Genomic DNA, 2,995 nt, shown 5'->3' with positions numbered 1-2,995 from the left:
CCCGCCGGCACGCGTGGCGGTCCGGCCGCCGCGCGCCGCGCCCGCCGACCGGCCCGACCGCGACGCGGTCGAGGCGCGCCGGGAGGTGCGCCGTCGCGACGCGGGCGCCTCCGCGATCTCCCGCGCCACGAGCTTGTTGAAGCTGCTCCGCTCGCCGCTGGCGGTGGTGTCCTGGTGGACGAACGCCAGGCCGGCCTCGTCGAACTTCCGGAACCAGTCGTCCCACTCGATCCGGTCGAGCTTCCCCTCGCCGGCGTAGCCGGGGAAGTCGATGCGGATGATCCCGGTGCCGGCGGCGCCGCGCGCGGTCGACGTCACCTCCGCAGGCCAGCCGCCGCGCTCCTCGACCCATCTGCGGATCGTCTCGTGATCGGTCGTCGTCAGCGACCTCGCTCGAGCCATGGGATGCCTCCTCGGTCGCGTACAGCATGCGCACGGGCCACGGAGCGCGAAAGGCCGCTCGCCACCCATGGCCCGGGGGCGCACCGGCGCTGCGATCGAGCGTCCACGTGTGAGCGCGTGGCGCCGCTGTCGTCGCGGGTCAGCGGCCCCTGGCGGGGGCCGGTCGCGGCTTGCGGGCGGGGCGGGCCCGGGTCAATATCCGGTCCCAATCGGAGGACATTCACGATGCGTCATCTCATCCTCGGTCTCACCATCCTCGCCCTCGCGGGCGCGAGCCGCGCCTCGGCCCAGACGCCCTGGGACGTCGCGAAGAAGGCGGCGGGCAACGCCACCGTCGGCAAGCTCGAGAAGCAGATCAACAAGCGGCTGCTCGAGGAGGGCCGCAAGAACCAGTGCTCGTTCAAGACTGACACCGACGTGCTCGAGCCGGGCTGCGACGCCAAGATGAAGCGGCTCTCGAACGCGCTCATCGACGCCAAGAAGCAGCTCAACGGCGCCGGCGTGAAGAACTTCAAGTTCGTGGTGTCCGGTCACACCGACTCGAGCGGCAACGCGAAGCACAACGACGAGCTCTCCGCGAAGCGGGCCGCGGTCGTCGAGCGAGAGCTCGTCGCGCGTGGCGTGCCGAAGGAGGAGATCGAGTCGGTCGGCATGGGCTCGAAGAAGCTGCTCGTGAAGCCGGACGACACGCCCGCGAAGAAGGCGAAGAACCGGCGGTACGAGATCCAGGTCAAGCTGTAGCGGCGCCTCCCCGCGCGGCGGGCGGCTCGGGCGCGCCGGGGTCCGGCGCGCGGGCCGCCCGCCTCCCGCCTCCCGCGTTCGATACGGAGCTGCTGCGAGCGGCCGGTGCCGTCCGCGGCGCCGTGCTAGCATTCACCTCGGCCTGGAGGCAAACGCGATGGCCTGGTGGCTGTGGGCACTGGTCGGCTTTCTGCTGCTCGTGGTGGAGCTCGTCACGCCGGGAGGCCTGTTCGCGCTCTTCTTCGGCGCCGGCGCCCTCTGCGTGGCGGTGCTCACGGCGCTGGGCGTCGGCCCGATCGCGCAGTGGCTCGCGTTCACCGCGATCTCGCTCCTGCTCCTCGCGACGCTGCGGCGGATGCTCCAGGACCGGCTGCAGGGACGGAGCGCGCCGGTCGACTCCCTCGTGGGCGAGGAGGCGGTGCTCCTCGGCGATCTCCCGCAGGGCGGCGAGGCGAAGGCGGAGCTGCGCGGCGTTCCCTGGAGCGCGCGCGCGGCGTCCGGCGTGGCGCTCGCGGCGGGGCAGCGCTGCCGCGTCGAGCGCGTCGAGGGCCTCGTGCTCTGGCTCCGTCCCGACTGACCGCACCCCCAAACGAGAGGACGGACCGCATGGAAGGCATCTCCGCCGCGCTGGTGATCGCGATCGTGCTCGCCGCGTTCGCGCTCTTCGTCGTCGTGAAGACCGCCGTCGTGGTGCCGCAGCAGAACGCCTTCGTCGTCGAGCGTCTCGGAAAGTTCCACTCCGTGCTCGACGCGGGCTTCCACCTGCTCGTGCCGTTCATGGACGCGATCCGCTACCGGCACACGCTGAAGGAGCAGGCGGTCGACATCCCCGAGCAGATCTGCATCACCCGCGACAACGTCCAGGTCGGGGTGGATGGAGTGCTCTTCCTCAAGGTGCTCGACCCGCAGCGCGCGTCCTACGGGATCAACGACTACTACTACGCCATCAGCCAGCTCGCGCAGACCACGCTGCGGAGCGAGATCGGCAAGATCGAGCTCGACCGCACGTTCGAGGAGCGCAGCCACATCAACGGCGCGGTGGTGTCGGAGCTCGACAAGGCGACCGGGCCCTGGGGCATCAAGGTGCTCCGGTACGAGATCAAGAACATCACGCCGCCCAGGGACGTGCTCGCCGCGATGGAGAAGCAGATGCGCGCGGAGCGCGAGAAGCGCGCCACCATCCTGACCTCCGAGGGCGAGCGCGACGCCGCGATCAACACCGCAGAGGGCAAGAAGCAGCAGGTGATCAAGGAGTCCGAGGCCGCGCGCCAGCGCCAGATCAACGAGGCCGAGGGGCAAGCGCAGGCGATCCTCGCGGTCGCGCGCGCCACAGGCGAGGGGATCACGGAGGTCGCGGCGGCGATCCGCGCCGAGGGCGGCGTCGAGGCGGTGCAGCTCCGCGTGGCCGAGCAGTACATCGTGCAGTTCGGCAACCTCGCGAGGACGACGAACACCGTCATCCTGCCGGCGACCCTCTCCGACGTGGGCTCCATGATCGCCGCCGCGACGAACGTGCTGCGCTCGGCGACGCCTGCCGCGGCGATCCGGAGCACGCCCGCCGCGCCGGCGCGCACCGCGCCCGTGCCGCCTCCTCCCGGCCGGCCGCTGCCCGGCACCTAGCCCGCAGGCCCCGCGGGCGCCCGTCCGCCCGCCCGTGGGGTCCCGCAACCCCCAGCGAGGGTCCAGATTCTTCCCGAGGGAGGGAGGAATCATGACCTACGGGATCAAGGGTGCGCTCGCCGCGGCGGCGCTCGTCGCCGGCGGCGGCGCGGCGTACGCGCAGGTGCCGCGCTGGCCGCCTCCGGCGCCCGCGCAGCGCCCGGACGGCTCGCCGCGCCCCGCGCCGGCTCCA

General features: G+C 72.4%; 3 protein-coding genes and 1 pseudogene. 3 read left to right on the top strand and 1 reads right to left on the bottom strand.

Going from position 1 to position 2,995, the window contains the following annotated elements; translation table 11 throughout:
* A pseudogene (locus tag MNY62_RS25375) lies at positions 1–402 on the bottom strand (hypothetical protein); the annotation flags it as partial.
* 225 nt (positions 403–627) lie between these two features.
* On the opposite strand from MNY62_RS25375, the gene MNY62_RS25370 reads away from it, so the two are divergent.
* The 3 genes from MNY62_RS25370 to MNY62_RS25360 all read left to right on the top strand — a co-directional run bounded on the left by MNY62_RS25370 (position 628) and on the right by MNY62_RS25360 (position 2,763).
* On the top strand, positions 628–1,143 hold the full coding sequence (locus MNY62_RS25370; RefSeq protein WP_242347115.1) for an OmpA family protein: 516 nt from the start codon (positions 628–630) through the stop codon (positions 1,141–1,143).
* 157 nt (positions 1,144–1,300) lie between these two features.
* Positions 1,301–1,720 carry an NfeD family protein gene (locus MNY62_RS25365; protein WP_242347114.1) on the top strand — a complete coding sequence of 140 codons (420 nt, stop codon included), beginning with the start codon at positions 1,301–1,303 and terminating at the stop codon, positions 1,718–1,720.
* A gap of 29 nt (positions 1,721–1,749) precedes the next feature.
* Positions 1,750–2,763, top strand: a complete 1,014-nt coding sequence (locus tag MNY62_RS25360; RefSeq protein ID WP_242347113.1) for an SPFH domain-containing protein — start codon at positions 1,750–1,752, stop codon at positions 2,761–2,763.
* Positions 2,764–2,995: the final 232 nt, after the last annotated feature.

It is taken from the genome of Anaeromyxobacter terrae, from assembly GCF_022690685.1.
GTDB classification, from domain to species: Bacteria; Myxococcota; Myxococcia; order Myxococcales; family Anaeromyxobacteraceae; genus Anaeromyxobacter; species Anaeromyxobacter terrae.
This window is presented reverse-complemented; position numbering and strand designations above follow the sequence as displayed.